The following is an 18,122-nucleotide window of genomic DNA, read 5'->3' on the forward strand; positions in this document are numbered from 1 at the left end:
AACCGGACCGGATTGATCGCGCCACGATGCGGCGCAACCGGCGACGGAGATACGTATCGTGCACCGCGCCGACCGACGCGGTGCACGTACGCGATCGTCACACGCTGAAGCGGTTCAGCGTATACGCACGATAAGCCGCAACGAACGCGTCGAACGATCCGGCCTCCTTCGCTTCGAGCTCGGCCTGCTCGGCCAGCGACTTCGCGGCGAGCGCCTGCTCGGTGCGCAGCGTGTCCGCCGACGGCGGATGCGCGCGGAAAAACGCCGCATGCGCTTCGCTCTGCGCCAGCGCGAACGCGAGGAACGACTGCCCGTTCTCGCGCATCGTGCGCAGCACGCGCGCGGACGGCGTGCGCTCCGGATCGGCAAGCTTCTCGCGCTGCGCGGCGATCGCGCGCGCATGCTCGTCGCCGCCGCGGATTTCATCGAGACGGCGGCCGACGGTTTCGATATCGGCCATCAGGTCATCCGCCCACGCCTGCATCGTGATCGACTGCCCGTCGCGCGACAGCGTGAGCCCCGGCTTGCGGCCTTCCATCGTCACGCTGCCGAAGTTCGCGTTCGCTTCCTTGTACGCGTCGCAGTCGAGCGGTGCGCTGTCGTCGAGCGCGCATGCGAGCAGGAACGCGTCGATGAAGCGCGCGGTCTCCAGCGCGATGCCGGTCGGCTCGAACGGATCGATGTCGAGGCAGCGCACCTCGATGTACTGCACGCCGCGCGATGCGAGCGCATGCAGCGGGCGTTCGCCCGAATACGTGACGCGCTTCGGCCGGATCGTCGAGTAGAACTCGTTCTCGATCTGCAGCACGTTCGTGTTGATCTGGATCCACTCGCCGTCGCGATGCGTGCCGATCGCCTCGTACGCGGGATACGGCTCGCTGACGGCCTTCGACAGCGCATCGAGATAACCGGGCAGCGTGTTGTAGTCGACGTGCAGCGCGGCCTGGGCCGTCGTGTTCGAGTAGCCGAGATCGCTCATCCGCAGGCTGGTCGCATACGGCTGGTACAGCGTATCGGCATCGAACGTATCGAGCTTGTGCGGCTTGCCGCGCAGGAACTTCGTGTCGAGCGCGGGCGACGCGCCGAACAGGTACATCAGCAGCCAGCTGCGGCGGCGGAAGTTGCGGATCTGCGCAAGATAGCGCTCCGACTGGTAATCGACGAGCGTGGCCGTCGACCCTTCTTCCGCATGCAGGCGCCGCCACACTTCCTCGTTCAGCGAGTAGTTGTAGTGGATGCCGGCGATGCACTGCATCGTGCGGCCGTAGCGATACGCGAGGCCGCGCCGGTACACCGTCTTCAGGCGGCCGATGTTCGACGTGCCGTAGTCGGCGATCGGAATCTGGTCGTCGGCCGGCAGCAGGCCCGGCATCGAGTCGTTCCACAGCATCTCGTCGCCGAGCGACGCATAAACGTAGCGATGCAGATCGTCGAGACGTTCGAGCGTGATCGCGGCGTCGGGTTCCGCGGGCGTGATCAGCTCGATCAGCGCTTCGGAATAGTCGGTCGTCAGCGACGGGTGCGTGAGTGCCGAGCCGAGCGTGCGCGGATGCGGCGTGAACGCGATCATCCCGTCGCGCGTCACGCGCAGGCTTTCCTTTTCGATGCCGCGCAGGCCGTCGGGCAGATGCTGCCGCGTCGGGCCCGAGCTCAGTGCTTCGAGGCGATTCAGCAGCAGTTCGGACTGGCGGTGAGTCATGGTGTTCGACATGGAGACGCAAGTGCGTGACGGCCGCGCGCAGAACGCCGCGCACGGCCGGCTGGATTGTTGGTCGCTTCGTTGGTAGCGGGCACTTTAACATCTCGCCGGAACGCGCGCTTGAGGTGGCCGCGGGCATGGCGCACGGGCCGAAGCGCGCCGCCGGACGCGGCCGATTGCGGCGGTCGCAGCGTGTGTTACCGGTTTCAGGCGACATCGATGGGCATGTCGCTCACTTCAATTCGTCCGACGGAACGTGAAGCGCGGACAGGTGGCGGCAGGTGCCACCGAACAGGCCGGCGAAAGCGGCGTGCACGCGCGTTGCGCGCCCGGCATCCGGCAGGCACCGGATTCGCTGAATCAATGTGATGGCCCGCATCCGGCGGGCAGCCGGCGAATGGCAGCACGGCCTGCACAACGGGTTGCATCGCGGCCTCGCGCGGTCGCACCGGACCGCAGGCCGCCGCCATCACCCGCCGCGCGCGCCGCCCGCCCGGTCGGCGACTTCGTTCCACAAATGCAGCGCCGCGTACGCGCGCCACGGCCGCCAGCCTTCGGTGCGGCGCTTCTGGCTCGCGAGCCGGTCGAGCGCCGGATCGCGCGCGGCGATCGACTGCATCAGCACGAGATCGGACGCCGGCCACGCGTCCGGATCGCGCCACGCGCGCATCGCGATGTATTCGACGGTCCACGGGCCAATGCCGGGCAGATCGAGCCACGCGCTGCGCAGCGTCGCGAGGTCGGCATGCGCGCGATCGACCGGCACGTCGCCGGCCGCCACCGCGCGCGCCACGCCCGTCAGTGCCGCCACACGCTTGCCGGGCATCCCGATCTTGTCGAGATCGCACGCGGCGAGCGCATCGGGCGTCGGGAAACGCCATGCCGGCGCCCCATCGTCGATAGGCACCACGCGCTCGCCGGCCCGTTCGACGAGCCGGCCGACGATCGTCGTCGCGGCCTTCACGCTCACCTGCTGGCCGACGATCGCGCGCACGGCCAGCTCGAACCCGGACCAGGCGCCCGGCACGCGCAGCCCCGGCGCAGCCTCGACGAGCGGCGCGAACCATGGATCGCGCGCGAGTCCATCGCCGATCGCGGCCGGATCGGCGCCGAGGTCGAACATCGTCGCGACGCGCGCGGCGAACGCATCGTCGACATGACGCGCAACCGCCCCTTCGACCGTCGCGACCAGGCAATGCTTGCGCGGATGTTTCGTGACGGTGAGCCGGCCCGAGTCGCCATGCAGGTCGACGATGCGGCGATACACGCCGTGGGCGACCTGCTCGACACCCGGAATCGCGCGCCCGCTGAAGAAGCGCAGCACGCGCGCCCAGTCGTAAGGCGCGTTGAAGCGCAGCTCCATCTGCGCGGACGGCGGCACATGGCCGCCGTTCACGGTTGACGTGATCGTTGTTTTCGCGATGCTCAAACTGCACTTCCCTCCGTCACGGCTTCGTTTTCATCGTTGTGTACATGACGCGCCTCGGCCGCCAGCAGCGTCGCCTTGCGGCGCACACCCCAGCGATACCCGGCGAGCGCGCCGCCCTTTTGCACGACGCGGTGGCACGGAATCGCGAGCGCGACCGGGTTCGACGCACACGCGGACGCCACGGCGCGCACCGCCCGCGGCGAACCGAGCGCCTCGGCGATCTCCGAGTAGCTGCGCGTTTCGCCGTACGGAATATGCGTCAGCGCTTCCCACACGCGCTGCTGGAACGCGGTCGGCGCGATGTCGAGCGGCAGGTCGAATGCATGCCGCGTGCCGTCCAGGTACGCACGAATCTGCGCGACGAACGGCGCGAGCCGCGCGGACGATTCGACCAGTTCGGCGCGCGCGAACGCGTCCTTCAGCTCGCCGACCAGCAACGCCGGTTCGTCGCCGAACGCGATCCGGCAGATGCCCTGTTCGGTCGCGGCGACGAGCACCGTGCCGAGCGACGTCGACGCGGTCGCATAGTCGATCCGCAGGCCGGCGCCCTGGCGACGGAACGCGGATGGCGCCATCCCGAGCTCGCGCGGCACCGACGCATAGAGGCGCGACGGCGAGTTGAAGCCCGCATCGACGGCCGCCTGCGTGACCGGCTGCCCGCTTTGCAGCGCCTGCCGCAGCGCGGCGCCGCGCTGCGCGGCCTGGTACTGCCGCGGCGACACGCCGACCACACGCTTGAACAACCGCTGAAGGTGGAACGGGCTCACGTGCACGGCATCGCTCAGTTGCTGCAGCGTGAGCCGCTCGGGATGCGCGTCGAGCACCGCGCACGCGCGGTTGACGATCTCGAGCTCGCGCGGCAGCCCTTCCGGCTGGCAGCGCTTGCAGGGACGGAAGCCGGCCGCACGCGCGGCGGCCGGATCGGCGAAGAAGGACACATGCTCGCGGCGCGGCAGCCGCGACGCGCAGGTCGGGCGGCAGAACACGCCGGTCGTGCGCACGGCATAGAAGAACGCGCCGTCCGCATGCGGATCGCGCTCGGTCACGGCGCCCCAGCGGGCATCGTCGGTCGGATAGGCGGTTTTCATCTGAACCTCGCACTCTCTAGTGTAGATGGTGCCTACTCTAGACATCGGCACGGGCCGTCGCGCCCTGAATCTTGCTCTGTGATTCGCACCGGCGAACCGGGGGCGGATCACCCGGAAATAAATCGTACAAAACGCCCGCGCCGGCTGCTCCGGCACGGTTTTCGTCATCGTCCCGTCACCATTTTGCTGCAGTGCGGATGCGACAAATCGCCGTCCTGACGTTTTTTTGCATTCGGAATATTGCGTCGCACCATCGCCGTGTGTATAGTTGGAACTGTCTCCTCCATGTCTCCTCCTGATATGGATTAAGCCCGTTCCGCTCTGCGTGAACGGGCTTTTTTTCGTCTGTCGATTGTGCCGTGTTCCGGCCGGCGGCGCAGGCGCGATGCGTCTACACTCGATGCTCATTGACTGCGAAGGGAACCTGCCCATGAAACCGACCATCCGCGCGATCGATCACATCGTGCTACGCGTGACCGACATGGCGGCGATGACGCGCTTTTACTGCGACGCCGTCGGCTGCCACGTGGAGAAGGAACAGCCCGATCTGGGCCTCGTGCAATTGCGCGCCGGCGATGCGCTGATCGACCTGCTGTCGGTCGGCGGCCCGATCGATCGTCCCGACAGCGGCCCGCCCGGCACGGGACGCAACCTCGATCACCTGTGCCTGCGCGTCGAGCCGTTCGATCCCGACGCGCTGATCGCGCATTTCGCCGCGCATGGCGCGCGGCCGGGCGCCCCCGCGGAACGCTACGGCGCCGGCGGCTACGGGCCGTCGATCTACCTGTTCGATCCCGAAGGCAACATGCTGGAATTCAAGGGGCCGCCGGCCGCGATCGGCTGAGCGCGGCCGGTGCGCGGGCCGTCACGCGCCCGCGCGCGCCTTCAGCACCGTCCATTCGACCTCGACCGGATCGTGGTCGGCGCTCGAGATCCACGCCGCGCCGTCCTGCACCGTGCACTGCAGGCGCATCGTGCGCTCCGCGAGCTGCCCGAGCGCGGCCGCGACGCCGTCGGCGAGCGACAGCACCTGCACGTTGCGCAGCCGCTCGACCTTGCTGCGCACGCCCTGCCACCAGATATCCGACGTCTTGCCGCCGTACGCGATCACCGTGACCTGCCCGGCGCGGCCGGCCGCCTTCGAGATGCGCCGTTCGTCGGGCTGGCCGGCCTCGATCCACACGTCGATCGCGCCCGTCAGGTCCTTCTGCCACAGATCGGGCTCGTCGACGTCCGACAGCCCCTTGCAGAATTCGAGCCGCTCGTGCGCGAACAGCGCGAACGCGACGATGCGCACCATCATCCGGTCGTCGGTTTCCGACGGATGGCGCGCCACCGTCAGCGCGTGATCGGCGTAGTAATGCCGATCCATGTCGGCGATTTGCAGTTCGGCTTTGTAGATCGTGGATTTCAGCGCCATGCGGATGCGGCCCGGGCGGGCATTCGGTTCGGTCGGGCCGTGATGATACCGAATGCGCGCCGTCCGGCGCGTGTCATGTGCGCCCCACAGCGCAACGGCCCGGCATGCGCCGGGCCGTGTTCGGTTCGCGCCGCCGGCTCATCGGGCCGGCGCGCTCGCGCGTCGTGCGACGCGCGGGGAACGCGCGGTTACTGCTTGACGAAGCGCGAATCGGCCCAGAGACCTTGCTGGTCGCTGTTATCGGCGCTGACGAACTGCACGTCGCCCTGGTCGACCGACACCACGCGGAAGCGCTGGCCTTCCGGCACCGACAGGCAACGGAAGTCGTCGAAATACTGCTGCTTCGCCTGCGACTTGCCGTCGCGCTCGTGATTCAGTACGGAATCCAGATTGTCTTTCGACAGGCAGCCCCAGGCGTTCTTCGTCAACTGGATTTCCTGCTTCGGCTTGACGGCCGAATCGCCGCCTGCCTGGGCAATCGACACCGCGCAAAATGCGCCGACGAGGGCAAAAAGGATACCGGTACGCTTCATCATTTTTTGTCTCCAGGCTTGCGGGCACCAGGCTCGGGTTAGCTATGTGTTTAAAGGTGATCGTCAACCCGCGTTTTTCACTTTAGAAGACCGGCAAGCGATAGCAAGCACATTTGTTGTGCGACCGCAATAGCGGCGGATTGTCGCACCCCGTGCGCAGCCTGTTTTTTGCGCGATGCACGCGAGTGATAAAACCTGCCGCGTGGATGACAGGCCCGTGACGCCGGGCGGAGAGCGTTATCCGGCATGACTTTCATGCAAAGTTACAATGCGGCGATTGAACGGTTTGGATAATCCATTTCGATATCCGGATCATTTTGATGCGTTGCACATAAAGTCATCCGAAACGATCCGACTTTACCGCAGCGCGGCATCGCATTTACCTGATACAAGAAAAATGCCAGGTATAAGCGCATCCGTATTTATCCGTATTTCCCCGCATGCATCCGGCGCCCGCGGAGGCCGTGCCGCAGGCGTCTTTCATCAGCGTGTTTACCCTGCTTTATGCGGGGGCCGATTGCTGGCGCTCGAAATAATCGCGCTGGAAGATGCACATGCGATAAGCGTTGTGATACGCGCCGTTGCCGAAAAATTCTTCCTTCAATTCGGCCTCGTGCTGGAATCCGCATTTTTCGTACACGTGTATCGCCGCCGCGTTCGACGTATCGACGATCAGGTACAGCTTACGCATGTTCAGTACGTTGAATGCGTACTTGATCGCAAGGCGCGTCGCCTGGCCTGCATAGCCGCGCCCCTGGCATTGAGGCGCGATGATGATCTGGAACTCGCCGCGGCGATGGATGTAGTCGAGTTCGATCAGCTCGACGAGACCGACCAGTTCGCCTTGCGCATCGACCACGACGAAACGGCGCTCGCGCTGGTCGTGCACGTGGCGGTCGTACAGTTGTGACAGTTCCGAGAAGGTTTCGTACGGCTCCTCGAACCAGTAGCGCATGATCTTCGCGTTGTTGTTCAGCTCGTGGACGAAGCGCAGGTCCTGGCGCTCCAGCGGCCGCAGCGCGAGCGTGTTGGTATCGTTCTGGAGTTGCATGTTCATGTCCTTTTTGATGCCGGCGCACGTGCGGAACGCCCGCGCGGCGCGGCCGCGTCCGGGCCCGTTCCGCACTGTAAGAAGTTGAACGCGGGCGAAGTTCAGAGCCTAGAATGGGAGCAAGGGTTCCTGCCACCGCAAGGAGGCTATCGTGATCGAGCAAGTCATACTCGGAATTTTTCTCGTGCTGCCGCTCGTGATCGTCGCGGCGCTGTTTTCCGACGAACTTTGGCAGGAACATCGGCGCCAGCATCCGCGCGACGAAAACGCCCCGCACATCGACTGGAAGCATCCGTGGCGCCGCGTGCGACGCGGGCATTGAGTCGATCGCCGTCGATCCATGGCGCGCGCCGGCCGGGCCACCCCGGGTCGGGTAACGCGTGGTGCGCCCAAATTCCGCTTCGATCCGATTCCCGCCCAACCCGCGAGACGCCGACGTGAACGACAAGCCCGCCCTCCCTCCGCACGATATCCCTAGCGAAACGATCGACCTGCAGATCGCCGACGTGCTGGCGGCCGTCCGCTACCCGGCGAACAAGGATGCGATCGTCGATGCCGCGCGCGACGCCGGCGCCAGCAACGAGGTGCTGTCGATGCTCGACGGCCTGCCCGAACAGGACTACGCGGACGTCGACGCCGTCACGCACTGGGTCGCCGGCAACTTCGGCCCGGGACTCGGCATTTGAGCCCGCGCCAATAACGCGATAGGATCGGGCCGCACCGGTCGCGCCGCGGCCGGGATGCGTGCCGCCCCCGGCGCAAGACCGGGCGTTAGCGCACGCGCGTTCGGGGGACTCCATGGAAGGCATCCTGATCCAGCACACGACGCGTCGTCAGCTCTGGTTCGGCGCACTGACGGCGTTCGTCATCCTGCTTGCGCTCGGGATCGCCGCGCCGCACGCGAACGTCACGCTGCCGGTCGTCGAGCCGTTCATGCCGATGTGCGCGCTCACCGTGTTCACGACCGCGAGCATCGCGGCGTTCTTCCTCGGCGCGCAGTTCACCGTGACGCGCCAGCCCGTGCTCGGCGCGCTCGGCGGCGCCTACGCGTTCACCGCGCTGGCCGTCGCGCTGCAATTGCTCACCTTTCCGGGCGTGTTCGCGCCGCAGGGCCTGCTCGGCGCGCGCCCGCAAAGCGCCGCGTGGATGTGGATCTTCTGGCATGCGGGCTTCCCGTGCTTCGTGATGGCCGCGCTGCTCGCGCGCGAGCGGCTGACGCATGCACCGGTCGGCGAGCAGCAGACACGCCGGTGGGCCGTCGCGCTGGTCGGCGGGCCGGCCGTCGCGGCCGCGCTGCTGTGCGCGCTCGCGCTGAACGTGTCGCTGCCGCCCGCGTTCCATCCGCCCGGCGACGCAGCCGTGCTGCCCTTCAACGGCGTCGCGCTCGTCGTGTGGATACTCAATGCGCTTGCGCTCGTGGCCGTGCTGACCACCGGCCGGTTGCGCACGACGCTCGACCTGTGGCTCGCGATCGCGGTGCTCGCGTGCCTCACCGACACGACGCTGAACCTGCTGACCACGAACCGCTTCACGGTCGGCTGGTATGTCGCGCGCGTGTTCAGCATGTTCACGCCCGGCGTGCTCGTGTGCGTGCTCGCTTGGGAAGTGACGATGCTGTACCAGCAGCTGTTCGAGGCGCACGCGACGCTGATCCGCTCATCCGCGCGCGACGGGCTGACGGGCGCGTTCAACCGCAGCCACTTCAACGATCACTTCCACACGCTGTTTCTGCAGGCAAGAAGGCAGGGCGAACCGCTGTCGCTGCTGATGGTCGACGTCGATCGCTTCAAGGCGTACAACGACGCGTTCGGTCACGTGAAGGGCGATGCGTGCCTGATCGCGGTCGCGAATGCGTTGGCCGGCGCGGTGAGGCGGCCCGCGGATATCGTCGCGCGCTACGGCGGCGAGGAGTTCGCGATCGTGCTGCCGAACACCGGCGCGCGCGGCGCGCGGGTCGTTGCCGAAGAGGCGCGCGAAGCCGTGTTGCGACTCGATCTCGCGATGCCTGCTTCGCCGGCCGGGCGCGTGAGCGTCAGCGTCGGCTGCGCGACCGTGTCGGCCGACGATCTGTCGACGCCCGACGCGTTGATCGAAGCCGCCGATGCCGCGCTGTATCGTGCGAAGGATGCGGGGCGAAACAGGGTCGTCGTCGCCTGAAAACGTCTGCTGTTTAGGGCATTTGTTACGGTCATTTTGACCGGAATAATGCGCCGTTACGCATTGCGGAGCGGGGATACCAATGCTTACAGCCCGTGTTGCGGGCGCTGGCTATGCTGGGTTTCATATCGAACCCGAGCAGGTGAGCGCCATGAAGAAAACCCTTTTCCTGATTGCCGGCGTCGCCGTGTTGCTGAGCGGCTGTATCGTGGTGCCTGACGGTGGGTATTACGGTGGTGGCGGGTACTACGGTGGTGGCGGGTATTACCATCATCGTCATTGGGATTGATGCGGATGACGATCCGGATTCGTTGATCGGCATGCGTGTCGATGCGGGAGCCACGATCCGGACCGCCACGCAATCAGGCCGGCGTGGTCAGCTCGGCATGCATCAGAAATACCTGTAGCGCGGCGAGCGTTTCATAGTGGAGACGCTCGACGCGCGTGTCCTTTTCCGCGTCTTCGATCAGGTTGTCGTCCGCATCCAGTTGGTACGGGTCGCTCAGCAGTTCGGCCATGTCGAACTGGTAGCAGGTGCGCTCCCCGTATGGCCGCTTGCCGTCGATTAGGAAAGCGGCCAGAAGTCGCTTCTCTTCAGTACCGAGTCGATCGAGTAATCATCGACCGTTCTCCAGTTGATCCAGTTCGCCAGTCGGCACATGCAAGAACTCGATCAAATGCCACAAAATCAATCAAGTCCTAGAAACAATAGGTTCTAGAGAAAAATTCGAATTCATCCGATTGATTGGCATTCCTTAAGTGGATTAACGTCTTCAGATAGATCATTCCATTTATTGAGGCGGGGAAGCCGGATGAACGACGGCTAGTGCGCAGCGATCCCAATCTAGATAGAATCCTAGGCTGCGTTCCGAACATGAAGAATCTTGATCGCGAAGCCGCTCACGTCTGCGGCCCGAATACTGAGCGCAAGCTCATCAGCATTGGCACGAAATTTTGCAATGGCTTGCGCAATCAGGATATGTTCGGAGATTCTCGCCTGTCTACCCTCATTCACGAAGTAACCCATTTCGCCGATACCTTCGGCAGTGGTGATCCTCGATATGGACTTGACCCTACAGCGGCAGCATGGGCAAGAGAAAATCCCGACCTTGCATTACGAAATGCGGATACACTCACCGGATTCGTGATCTACGGTGAAGATAAATTCAAAGAATAAACGATCGGAGTCGACATGAAAGGTTGGATCACAACATTAATCACATCTATCGCCGCTTCATTTTTCCTATCCTCAAATGCTGCAGCAGAATGCATGGGGTCACAAAACCTACCATCACAGCAATTCTTCTTCGCATTTGCGAAAAATAGTTACAGGATCCAAGAATCAGAGAAAAATAGGTTAACTCAGTGGATTTCAAAAATGAATTCCGAATATCCAATTCAGAACTGGATTTACGTAATTGGTAGCGCATCCAGGAATGAAGTCGACCCGGAACGGCTTGCGACGAAACGCGCTTCCGCAGTGACAAAAATCATCATAGATGCCGGCCTGACAAATGCACCGTTCCAGATAAAAACGCAGATTTCTCCGGCTAATAGCACGGCTGAATCAAGTTCGGAAACTCGTGAAGTTACCGTTCAAGTGAGCCCCGGATGCCCCAACAACTGCTGTGACGGCATGTAATCTCGAACTGCCGCTAATCACGTCAATGATGCATGACGCACACGGGCGCCGCGCCGCCGAGCGCAGTAGGCACGTCACTGCGGATCAGTCAATATCGTCGGCGATATATCACTTCCCGATACAAAACCTGCTGAAAATCACCCCCAGCAGATCGTTCGACGTGAACTCCCCGGTAATCGCATTGAGCTGTTCCTGCGCGAGCCGCAGCTCCTCGGCAAACAGATCGAGCGACTGCGCCCTTTGCTCCGCATGATCCGCCGCCTGCGCCAGATGCTCCTGTGCCGCTCGTAGCGCGATCAGATGCCGCTCGCGTGCGAGATACACGCCTTCGGCCCCGGCCTGCCACCCCGCGATCCGCAGCAGTTCCGCACGCAGCATATCAATCCCGTCGCCGCGCTTCGCCGACAGATGCACTTCGGTCAGATCCCCTTCCGCCGCCGGATGCTCGACGCAAGCCGGCACGCCGGTCAAATCCGTCTTGTTCAGCACGCGCACCACCGGCACGCCGCCCGGAAACCGCGCCGCGATCGTCTCGTCATCCGGCGTCAGCCCCGTACGCGAATCGAGCAGATGCAGCACGACGTCCGCGCGCTCGATCTCGCTCCACGTGCGCGCAATCCCGATCCGCTCGACTTCATCCTCAGTCTCGCGCAACCCGGCCGTATCGATGATGTGCAGCGGAATTCCTTCGACCTGAATCGTCTGCGCGACCTTGTCACGCGTCGTACCTGCGATCGGCGTGACGATCGCCAGCTCCGCACCTGCCAGCGCGTTGAGCAGCGACGACTTGCCGACGTTCGGCTGCCCCGCAAGCACGACCGACAGCCCTTCGCGCAGCAGCGCACCCTGCCGCGCATCGCCAAGCACATGCGCGAGCTGCGCACGGATCTTCGCGAGCTTGCCGCGCGCATCGGCCGCTTCCAGGAAGTCGATTTCCTCCTCTGGAAAATCGAGCGTCGCCTCGACCAGCATCCGCAGCGTGATCACGTCTTCGACGAGCGCGTGGATCTGTCGCGAGAACGCGCCATCGAGCGAACGCCCGGCCGAACGCGCGGCGGCCTCGGTGCTTGCCTCGATCAAGTCGGCGACGGCCTCGGCCTGCGCGAGGTCGAGCTTGTCGTTCAGGAATGCGCGCCGCGTGAACTCGCCCGGCTCCGCGAGCCGCAGCCCGAAGCCACGCCCCGCATCCAGGCAGCGCTGCAGCAGCAGTTGCATCACGATCGGCCCGCCATGCCCCTGCAGCTCGAGCACGTGCTCGCCGGTGTACGAATGCGGCGTCGGGAAATACAGCGCGATCCCGCGGTCGAGCGGCGCGCCGTGCTCGTCGAGGAACGGCACGTAGCTCGCATGGCGCGGCGCGAGCTTCTGCCCGCACAACGCGTCGATCAGCGGCAGCGCGGCCGCCTCGCCGCCACGCCCGAACGACACGCGGACGACGCCGATGCCGCCCCGGCCGGCAGCAGTGGCAATGGCAACGATCGGATCGGAATCGGTAGCGAGCATGGGAATCGGATGAACGGGTAATCAGGCAGTGAGTGGTGCGCCCGCGCAACAGTTCGGGCATCGGAACGCCGGCATTGTAGCGTGCCGGCCCACACACCACCGGACGCCACGCGGGATTCGGACTCGCCCGAATTTATCCCACCGGGGATAAGTCGAGTATCAGTCCAACGCGATGACACCGCCACCGTTTCGGACGAGTATGTTTGCTGGAGCGGCCTGACACTGCGTCCCTAAATTCCGGTGCTCATCCTGCGCAAGGCCGGGATTCGTCTGAATGAGATATGTTTATCCCATATGGTTGTCTGAAACACATCGGTGGAATTGCACAATCTCCCCCATGCCGACATCCGAAGAAAAAGCCGCGTTCTCGGAACGCCTGAAATTCGCCCTGCGGCGCAGTCCGGAGAAGGTCACCGGCGCGACGGAGCTTGCGAACCGGTTCAATCTGCGCCACCGCGGAACGCATCCCGTTTCGCCGCAAACCGCACACAAGTGGCTAACGGGCCGCACGATTCCGACGTCGGACAAACTCGAAACGCTCGCCGAATGGCTGCGCGTCGAACTGCACTGGCTGCACTACGGGCCGTCGCCGAGCGTGATCGAACACCCGACGCCGCAACCGCTGCCGCGCGACGAACGCTATCCGCCGACACCCGAAACGATCGAACTCGCGTCGAAGATCGAGGCACTGTCTCCGCATCAGCGCTACCTCGTTCAGGAACTGGTCGAGCAGTTCTACGGCGAACCGAAAATCGAAGCGAAGAAGGCCTGACCGGGAACGGCACGCGCATCGCACACCGCGCGCCGCCGCCGGGAAACAAAAAAGCCGCATGGATCGAACCATGCGGCTTTTTTTGCGTGCATCGCGGGCGGCTCGCCGCCCGCGGGTGCAACGGGCGTCAGGCCGGTTTCTTCTTGGCCCCGCCGAGCTTGCGCGTGATGTAGTACTGCTGCGCGATCGACAGCACGTTGTTCACGACGTAGTACAGCACGAGGCCGGCCGGGAAGAAGAAGAACATGACCGAGAACGCGATCGGCATGAACTTCATCATCTTCGCCTGGACCGGGTCCGGCGGCGTCGGGTTCAGGCTCGTCTGCACGTACATCGACACGGCCATCAGCACCGGCAGGATGAAGAACGGATCGCGCTGCGACAGGTCGTGGATCCACAGAACCCACGGCGCGCCGCGCATTTCGACCGACGCGAGCAGCACCCAGTACAGCGAGATGAACACCGGGATCTGGATCACGACCGGCAGGCAGCCGCCGAACGGATTGACCTTCTCGGTCTTGTACAGCTCCATCAGCGCCGAGTTCATCTTCTGCGGATCGCTCTTGAAGCGTTCGCGCAGCGCCTGCATGCGCGGCGTGATTTCCTTCATGCGCGCCATCGACTTGTAGCTCGCGGCCGACAGCGGGAAGAACACGGCCTTGATCAGCACCGTCAGCAGCACGATCGCCCAGCCCCAGTTGCCGACGTAGCCGTGGATCTTCTCGAGCAGCCAGAACAGCGGCTTCGCGATGATCGTCACCCAGCCGTAGTCCTTCACGAGTTCCAGGCCCGGCGCGATGCCTTCGAGCATGCGCTCTTCTTCCGGACCGGCGAACAGGCGTGCCTGCACGTCGGCCGACTGGCCCGGCGCGATCGCGGCGACCGGCTGCTTCACGCCGACGCGGTACAGCGCCGGATCGATCTTTTCAGCGTAGATGTCGCGCTTCACGCCCGTCTGCGGAATCCATGCCGACGCGAAGTAGTGCTGCACCATCGCGACCCAGCCGTTGTCGGCGGACTTCTCGAAGTTCGCCTTGTTCTTGTCGAGGTCGCTGAAATCGATCTTCTGGAAGTGCTTCGCGTCCGTGTAGACCGCCGGCCCGAGGAACGTGTGCGAGAACATCGGCGTTTCGACGGCCGTGTTGTCGCGGACGAGTTCCATGTAGACCGTCGGCGTGACAGGCGCCGTGCCGACGTTGTCGATCTTGGTATCGACGCCGATCACGTAGCTGCCGCGCGTGAACGTGTAGGTCTTCACGACCTTCACGCCGCCCTTCACCGGCGATTCGAACGACAGCTTCAGCGCGTTCTGGTCGCCCGTCATCGACGTCGAGCCGGTGCTCACCTGCGTGTAGACGTCGTTGTGGTTCGGGAAGTCGCCGCCGAGCAGGCCCGAACGTGCGAGATACGTGTGGCCGGCCGTGTGGTCGAACAGCGTGATGTACAGGTCGGGCTGCTTGCCGTCGCCCTGCTTCTTCAGCGTCAGCTTCGCGAGCGTGCCGCCGCGCGTGTCGATTTCGCCGTCGTACACGTCGGTCGAGAACTTCACGAGCTGCGCCTGGGCGGCCGGTGCCGTCGTCGACGGTGCGGCGCCGGCTGCGGCTGCAGGCGCTTCACCTGCGGTCGTCGTCGTCGCGCCCGTGCCCGATGCGCCGCCGGCAGCGGCCGCGGGGGCAGTCTGCGTGGCGCTCGGGAAGAACATCGACGGGCGTCCATGGGACCGCTGCCAGTTGTCGTACAGCATGACAGCTGACATGAAGAAGATCACCCATAGGACGGTGCGTTTGATATCCATGCGTTGTCTCAGAGTCGATGGGACCGCGCGTCGGCTTCGCCGCGAGCGCGAGTGTCGGAGGTGGGCGGCGGGACGAGGTCGATGCCGCCCGCGGAAAACGGATGGCATCGGCACACGCGCCTGACGGCGAGATACGTGCCGCGCGCGGCGCCATGATACTGGATTGCCTCGCGCGCGTAATCCGAACAGGAAGGATAAAAACGGCAACGGTTGCCGAGCAGGGGGCTCACGGCAACCTTGTAGAAGCGCAGCAACGCGATCAAGACCGTTTTCATACCTTGGGCGGCGCCGTTCGGCGCCGCGTCAAAACCGGCCGGGCGGGCGCGAACGCCGCACCGCGGACGGATGCGTCACTCGGACGCGGGCTTCGACGCACGGCGGGCGATCTCCCGGACTGCCCTGTCGAGCAGTTCGCGGATTTCGGCCGCGCACATCGCCGCGAGCGGGGCGGAAGCCGCGCTCGGCAGCGCTTTCTTGTCGAAGCGCGTGTGCTGCCGCAGCAGCAGGTCGTAACCGGCGAACTCGGCCCGGCGCAAGCGAAACGCGTCGCGCGCCAGCCGCTTCACGAGGTTACGCGTGACTGCACGCGGCGCATACTTCTTGCCGACGACGAGCCCCAGACGCGCGGGCTGGCCGGTCGGCTTGCCGTAGATCACGAAGTGCGCGGAACGCCGCCAGGGGCGCAAACGAAAAACGGATGAAAATTCATCCGTTTTCAGAAGTCGCGCAGCTTTCGGGAAGGCGGCTTTCGTCTGCGACGGATTCGCACCCGGCTCGACGGCACCTTCCGCAGGACTGCGGACGGCGGACACAGCGCGCAACCTGCCTTAGATGGCGAGGCGCTTGCGGCCCTTCGCGCGGCGAGCGTTGATGACCTTGCGGCCACCTGCCGTCTTCATGCGGACACGGAAGCCATGGGTGCGCTTGCGGCGCGTCACGGACGGTTGGTAAGTACGTTTCATGATGTTCTCACTTGTTCGAGAATGTCGAAATTCAGGGGACCGCGTGCCCTAAACCGGAGGCATTCGGGCGAACGCAATCGCCGGGAATACAGGATTGGTTTTCGCGGAACCCGCTATTTAAACCGTTTTTCTCTTGACGGTCAATACTTTACGAGTCACGCGCCTGTGCCGGCCCGCGCCGATCCGGCCCCGCGGCCCACAAATCCAGCCTGTGGATAAGTCCCGCTGTGGCCGCGTTTGGCGTTAGAATCTCGCCTTATCTCCAAGAATCCCGCACGCCGCTTCGGCTCCCGCCTGCCTCTCCACGACTGTGACGCAGGCGTCCGAGGCACGCTCGCACGACCGCTTCGGGCCTTGTTGCGTGACCGCGACAAGGGCGCCGGCGAGCCGCGCTGTGCATGCAAAAAACGACAGTTACTTGATGAACGATTTCTGGCAACACTGTTCCGCACTGCTGGAGCGCGAGCTGACGCCCCAGCAGTACGTGACGTGGATCAAACCCTTGGCCCCGGTGGCCTTCGATGCGTCGGCGAACACGCTGTCCATCGCTGCGCCGAACCGCTTCAAGCTGGACTGGGTCAAGAGCCAGTTTTCGGGCCGGATCTCAGATCTGGCCCGGGATTTCTGGAACGCGCCGATCGAAGTCCAGTTCGTCCTCGATCCGAAGGCCGGCATGCGCAGCGCCGCTACGGGCGCCACGTCGGCCGCCCCGCGCGCGCCGCTGCAACCGGGCGGCCCGGCCGCCGCGGTGGCCGCGATCGCCGCCAACCTGAGCGCGAATGCCGCGGCTGCGTCTGCCGCGCCGGCTGACATGCCGATGACGCAATCGGCTGCCGCGCACCACCTGAACGCCGACGACGCCGACATCGACCTGCCGAGCCTGCCCGCGCATGAAGCGGCCGCCGGCCGCCGCACGTGGCGTCCGGGCCCCGGTGCCGCGCCCGCCGGCGGCGAAGCCGATTCGATGTACGAGCGCTCGAAGCTGAACCCCGTGCTCACGTTCGACAACTTCGTGACCGGTAAGGCGAACCAGTTGGCGCGCGCCGCCGCGATCCAGGTCGCGGACAACCCCGGCATCTCGTACAACCCGCTGTTCCTGTACGGCGGCGTCGGTCTCGGCAAGACCCACCTGATCCATGCGATCGGCAACCAGTTGCTGCTCGACAAGGCCGGCGCGCGGATCCGCTACATCCATGCGGAACAGTACGTATCGGACGTCGTGAAGGCGTACCAGCGCAAGGCGTTCGACGACTTCAAGCGCTACTACCACTCGCTCGACCTGCTGCTGATCGACGATATCCAGTTCTTCTCCGGCAAGTCGCGCACGCAAGAGGAATTCTTCTACGCGTTCGAGGCGCTGGTCGCGAACAAGGCGCAGGTGATCATCACCAGCGACACGTATCCGAAGGAAATCTCGGGCATCGACGATCGCCTGATCTCGCGCTTCGACTCGGGCCTCACCGTCGCGATCGAGCCGCCCGAGCTGGAAATGCGCGTCGCGATCCTGATGCGCAAGGCGCAGTCGGAAGGCGTGAACCTGTCGGAAGACGTCGCGTTCTTCGTCGCGAAGCACCTGCGCTCGAACGTCCGCGAACTCGAAGGCGCGCTGCGCAAGATCCTCGCGTATTCGAAGTTCCACGGCCGCGAGATCTCGATCGAGCTGACCAAGGAAGCGCTGAAGGACCTGCTGACCGTGCAGAACCGGCAGATTTCGGTCGAGAACATCCAGAAGACCGTCGCCGACTTCTACAACATCAAGGTCGCCGACATGTATTCGAAGAAGCGTCCGGCGAACATCGCGCGGCCGCGGCAGATCGCGATGTACCTGGCGAAGGAACTCACGCAGAAGAGCCTGCCGGAAATCGGCGAGCTGTTCGGCGGGCGCGATCACACCACCGTGCTGCACGCCGTGCGCAAGATCGCCGACGAGCGCAGCAAGGATGCGCAGCTCAACCACGAGCTGCACGTGCTGGAACAGACGCTGAAAGGCTGAGCGCGCGGGCGCGCTTGATAATTCGGCCTCCGCCCCAATTTAAGGGGGGCGGTTCGGTTTTGAGGCACAATACTGGTT

At 64.6% G+C, this 18,122-nt stretch carries 21 protein-coding genes; 9 read left to right on the top strand and 12 right to left on the bottom strand.

Going from position 1 to position 18,122, the window contains the following annotated elements; genetic code table 11:
• Nucleotides 1–97: 97 nt before the first annotated feature.
• The 3 genes from gshA to ada all read right to left on the bottom strand — a co-directional run bounded on the left by gshA (nt 98) and on the right by ada (nt 4,216).
• Nucleotides 98–1,711, bottom strand: coding sequence for a glutamate--cysteine ligase (gshA, locus tag ABD05_RS05835; RefSeq protein WP_047899356.1), 1,614 nt, complete (start codon nt 1,709–1,711; stop codon nt 98–100).
• 457 nt (nt 1,712–2,168) lie between these two features.
• Nucleotides 2,169–3,128, bottom strand: coding sequence for a DNA-3-methyladenine glycosylase family protein (locus tag ABD05_RS05840; protein WP_047899357.1), 960 nt, complete (start codon nt 3,126–3,128; stop codon nt 2,169–2,171).
• A complete protein-coding gene (gene ada / locus ABD05_RS05845; protein WP_047899358.1) occupies nt 3,125–4,216 on the bottom strand; it encodes a bifunctional DNA-binding transcriptional regulator/O6-methylguanine-DNA methyltransferase Ada in 1,092 nt (363 codons plus the stop codon). The genes ABD05_RS05840 and ada overlap by 4 nt, the downstream gene beginning before the upstream one ends.
• 430 nt (nt 4,217–4,646) lie before the next feature.
• Here ada and ABD05_RS05850 point away from each other — a divergent pair, with 430 nt between their 5' ends.
• Nucleotides 4,647–5,060, top strand: a complete 414-nt coding sequence (locus ABD05_RS05850) for a VOC family protein (RefSeq protein ID WP_034179392.1) — start codon at nt 4,647–4,649, stop codon at nt 5,058–5,060.
• Nucleotides 5,061–5,081: 21 nt separating this feature from the next.
• Here the strand turns inward: ABD05_RS05850 and ABD05_RS05855 are convergent, their stop codons facing one another.
• The 3 genes from ABD05_RS05855 to speG all read right to left on the bottom strand — a co-directional run bounded on the left by ABD05_RS05855 (nt 5,082) and on the right by speG (nt 7,220).
• Entirely contained in the window at nt 5,082–5,636 is a 555-nt protein-coding gene (locus ABD05_RS05855; RefSeq protein ID WP_047899359.1) for a YaeQ family protein, read from the bottom strand.
• A gap of 188 nt (nt 5,637–5,824) precedes the next feature.
• Nucleotides 5,825–6,172, bottom strand: coding sequence for a surface attachment protein Sap1 (gene sap1, locus ABD05_RS05860; RefSeq protein WP_047899360.1), 348 nt, complete (start codon nt 6,170–6,172; stop codon nt 5,825–5,827).
• Nucleotides 6,173–6,671: 499 nt separating this feature from the next.
• Entirely contained in the window at nt 6,672–7,220 is a 549-nt protein-coding gene (speG, locus tag ABD05_RS05865) for a spermidine N1-acetyltransferase (protein ID WP_047901092.1), read from the bottom strand.
• Between the two features lie 184 nt (nt 7,221–7,404).
• Here speG and ABD05_RS38500 point away from each other — a divergent pair, with 184 nt between their 5' ends.
• The 4 genes from ABD05_RS38500 to ABD05_RS05885 all read left to right on the top strand — a co-directional run bounded on the left by ABD05_RS38500 (nt 7,405) and on the right by ABD05_RS05885 (nt 9,666).
• Complete coding sequence (locus tag ABD05_RS38500) at nt 7,405–7,542, top strand: hypothetical protein (RefSeq protein ID WP_162489606.1); 138 nt, start codon at nt 7,405–7,407, stop codon at nt 7,540–7,542.
• Nucleotides 7,543–7,657: 115 nt separating this feature from the next.
• Nucleotides 7,658–7,906, top strand: coding sequence for a DUF2795 domain-containing protein (locus ABD05_RS05875; RefSeq protein ID WP_047899361.1), 249 nt, complete (start codon nt 7,658–7,660; stop codon nt 7,904–7,906).
• A gap of 112 nt (nt 7,907–8,018) precedes the next feature.
• Entirely contained in the window at nt 8,019–9,377 is a 1,359-nt protein-coding gene (locus ABD05_RS05880; RefSeq protein WP_047899362.1) for a sensor domain-containing diguanylate cyclase, read from the top strand.
• A 151-nt stretch (nt 9,378–9,528) separates the two neighbouring features.
• Nucleotides 9,529–9,666, top strand: a complete 138-nt coding sequence (locus ABD05_RS05885; RefSeq protein WP_162489607.1) for a hypothetical protein — start codon at nt 9,529–9,531, stop codon at nt 9,664–9,666.
• Between the two features lie 73 nt (nt 9,667–9,739).
• Here the strand turns inward: ABD05_RS05885 and ABD05_RS38270 are convergent, their stop codons facing one another.
• Entirely contained in the window at nt 9,740–9,895 is a 156-nt protein-coding gene (locus ABD05_RS38270) for a hypothetical protein (RefSeq protein WP_158361562.1), read from the bottom strand.
• 356 nt (nt 9,896–10,251) lie between these two features.
• On the opposite strand from ABD05_RS38270, the gene ABD05_RS35750 reads away from it, so the two are divergent.
• A complete protein-coding gene (locus tag ABD05_RS35750; RefSeq protein WP_238594092.1) occupies nt 10,252–10,554 on the top strand; it encodes a M35 family metallo-endopeptidase in 303 nt (100 codons plus the stop codon).
• Between the two features lie 15 nt (nt 10,555–10,569).
• Entirely contained in the window at nt 10,570–11,019 is a 450-nt protein-coding gene (locus tag ABD05_RS35755) for an OmpA family protein (RefSeq protein ID WP_082146048.1), read from the top strand.
• 108 nt (nt 11,020–11,127) lie between these two features.
• Here ABD05_RS35755 and mnmE read toward each other — a convergent pair whose 3' ends face one another.
• A complete protein-coding gene (gene mnmE / locus ABD05_RS05890) occupies nt 11,128–12,522 on the bottom strand; it encodes a tRNA uridine-5-carboxymethylaminomethyl(34) synthesis GTPase MnmE (RefSeq protein WP_047899364.1) in 1,395 nt (464 codons plus the stop codon).
• 337 nt (nt 12,523–12,859) lie between these two features.
• On the opposite strand from mnmE, the gene ABD05_RS05895 reads away from it, so the two are divergent.
• Nucleotides 12,860–13,294, top strand: a complete 435-nt coding sequence (locus ABD05_RS05895; protein ID WP_047899365.1) for a transcriptional regulator — start codon at nt 12,860–12,862, stop codon at nt 13,292–13,294.
• A gap of 127 nt (nt 13,295–13,421) precedes the next feature.
• Here ABD05_RS05895 and yidC read toward each other — a convergent pair whose 3' ends face one another.
• From yidC to rpmH, 4 genes are all read right to left on the bottom strand, one after another.
• Nucleotides 13,422–15,089, bottom strand: coding sequence for a membrane protein insertase YidC (gene yidC, locus ABD05_RS05900; RefSeq protein ID WP_047899366.1), 1,668 nt, complete (start codon nt 15,087–15,089; stop codon nt 13,422–13,424).
• An 8-nt stretch (nt 15,090–15,097) separates the two neighbouring features.
• The gene (gene yidD / locus ABD05_RS05905) at nt 15,098–15,364 is read right to left on the bottom strand and encodes a membrane protein insertion efficiency factor YidD (protein WP_047899367.1); all 267 of its coding nucleotides are present in this window, start codon (nt 15,362–15,364) and stop codon (nt 15,098–15,100) included.
• Nucleotides 15,365–15,439: 75 nt separating this feature from the next.
• Nucleotides 15,440–15,901: a ribonuclease P protein component gene (rnpA, locus tag ABD05_RS05910; RefSeq protein WP_021157986.1), complete on the bottom strand. Its 462-nt coding sequence runs from the start codon at nt 15,899–15,901 to the stop codon at nt 15,440–15,442.
• Between the two features lie 15 nt (nt 15,902–15,916).
• On the bottom strand, nt 15,917–16,051 hold the full coding sequence (rpmH, locus tag ABD05_RS05915; RefSeq protein WP_004198824.1) for a 50S ribosomal protein L34: 135 nt from the start codon (nt 16,049–16,051) through the stop codon (nt 15,917–15,919).
• Nucleotides 16,052–16,472: 421 nt separating this feature from the next.
• Between rpmH and dnaA the strand changes: the two genes are divergently transcribed.
• On the top strand, nt 16,473–18,044 hold the full coding sequence (dnaA, locus tag ABD05_RS05920; protein ID WP_047899368.1) for a chromosomal replication initiator protein DnaA: 1,572 nt from the start codon (nt 16,473–16,475) through the stop codon (nt 18,042–18,044).
• Nucleotides 18,045–18,122 lie beyond the last annotated feature (78 nt).

Origin of the sequence: Burkholderia pyrrocinia (assembly GCF_001028665.1) — a bacterium.
GTDB lineage: Bacteria > Pseudomonadota > Gammaproteobacteria > Burkholderiales > Burkholderiaceae > Burkholderia > Burkholderia pyrrocinia.

What these genes read in the sequence shown, in the direction of transcription:
- gshA (WP_047899356.1), bottom strand. Translation starts at nt 1,711, where the DNA reads ATGTCGAACACCATGACTCACCGCCAGTCCGAACTGCTGCTGAATCGC.
- ada (WP_047899358.1), bottom strand. Translation starts at nt 4,216, where the DNA reads ATGAAAACCGCCTATCCGACCGACGATGCCCGCTGGGGCGCCGTGACC.
- ABD05_RS05850 (WP_034179392.1), top strand. Translation starts at nt 4,647, where the DNA reads ATGAAACCGACCATCCGCGCGATCGATCACATCGTGCTACGCGTGACC.
- ABD05_RS05855 (WP_047899359.1), bottom strand. Translation starts at nt 5,636, where the DNA reads ATGGCGCTGAAATCCACGATCTACAAAGCCGAACTGCAAATCGCCGAC.
- sap1 (WP_047899360.1), bottom strand. Translation starts at nt 6,172, where the DNA reads ATGATGAAGCGTACCGGTATCCTTTTTGCCCTCGTCGGCGCATTTTGC.
- speG (WP_047901092.1), bottom strand. Translation starts at nt 7,220, where the DNA reads ATGCAACTCCAGAACGATACCAACACGCTCGCGCTGCGGCCGCTGGAG.
- ABD05_RS05880 (WP_047899362.1), top strand. Translation starts at nt 8,019, where the DNA reads ATGGAAGGCATCCTGATCCAGCACACGACGCGTCGTCAGCTCTGGTTC.
- ABD05_RS05885 (WP_162489607.1), top strand. Translation starts at nt 9,529, where the DNA reads ATGAAGAAAACCCTTTTCCTGATTGCCGGCGTCGCCGTGTTGCTGAGC.
- ABD05_RS38270 (WP_158361562.1), bottom strand. Translation starts at nt 9,895, where the DNA reads ATGGCCGAACTGCTGAGCGACCCGTACCAACTGGATGCGGACGACAAC.
- ABD05_RS35750 (WP_238594092.1), top strand. Translation starts at nt 10,252, where the DNA reads ATGAAGAATCTTGATCGCGAAGCCGCTCACGTCTGCGGCCCGAATACT.
- ABD05_RS35755 (WP_082146048.1), top strand. Translation starts at nt 10,570, where the DNA reads ATGAAAGGTTGGATCACAACATTAATCACATCTATCGCCGCTTCATTT.
- mnmE (WP_047899364.1), bottom strand. Translation starts at nt 12,522, where the DNA reads ATGCTCGCTACCGATTCCGATCCGATCGTTGCCATTGCCACTGCTGCC.
- ABD05_RS05895 (WP_047899365.1), top strand. Translation starts at nt 12,860, where the DNA reads ATGCCGACATCCGAAGAAAAAGCCGCGTTCTCGGAACGCCTGAAATTC.
- yidC (WP_047899366.1), bottom strand. Translation starts at nt 15,089, where the DNA reads ATGGATATCAAACGCACCGTCCTATGGGTGATCTTCTTCATGTCAGCT.
- yidD (WP_047899367.1), bottom strand. Translation starts at nt 15,364, where the DNA reads ATGAAAACGGTCTTGATCGCGTTGCTGCGCTTCTACAAGGTTGCCGTG.
- rpmH (WP_004198824.1), bottom strand. Translation starts at nt 16,051, where the DNA reads ATGAAACGTACTTACCAACCGTCCGTGACGCGCCGCAAGCGCACCCAT.
- dnaA (WP_047899368.1), top strand. Translation starts at nt 16,473, where the DNA reads ATGAACGATTTCTGGCAACACTGTTCCGCACTGCTGGAGCGCGAGCTG.